A 428-nucleotide genomic window follows, 5' to 3' on the forward strand; every position below is an offset into this window, starting at 1 on the left:
TAGTTGTTCAACCATAAATCCACGAGTCATACGACTAATATAAGCCATTGCACCAAATGCTAAGATTAAAGCAGGCATAATAATATGACCAAAGACATTCCTAAAAGCTTCCCACTGTCCTTGACGGGCAGTATCCCAAAGAAAAAATCCTGTTTTGGGTTCAAAAGAATATTCATAAATAAAATCAATACGTCCTGGACCTCTGATCCAGCCAAGCTTGGCATAAAATATTAATAATGCCATTAACCCAAGCCAAAACGTTGGAGTAGAATAACTCAAAAGTGTAAAAACACGAACAAAATAATCAATAAATGAATCGCGATACATTGCTGCAAAAACACCAAATGGAATGCCAAGACTTGTGCCAATCACAATAGCAACTGTAGCAAGCTCTAATGTTGCAGGAAATACGCGCATAATATCTTCCA

At 36.9% G+C, this 428-nt stretch carries 1 protein-coding gene; it reads right to left on the reverse strand.

Annotation, left to right across the window (positions count from 1 at the left end; translation table 11 throughout):
* On the reverse strand, positions 1-428 hold a 428-nt coding region (locus tag J7R05_RS08295; protein ID WP_208541883.1), incomplete at both ends, for an ABC transporter permease subunit.

This window comes from Bartonella capreoli, from assembly GCF_902813205.1.
In the GTDB taxonomy this organism is placed as follows: Bacteria; Pseudomonadota; Alphaproteobacteria; order Rhizobiales; family Rhizobiaceae; genus Bartonella; species Bartonella schoenbuchensis.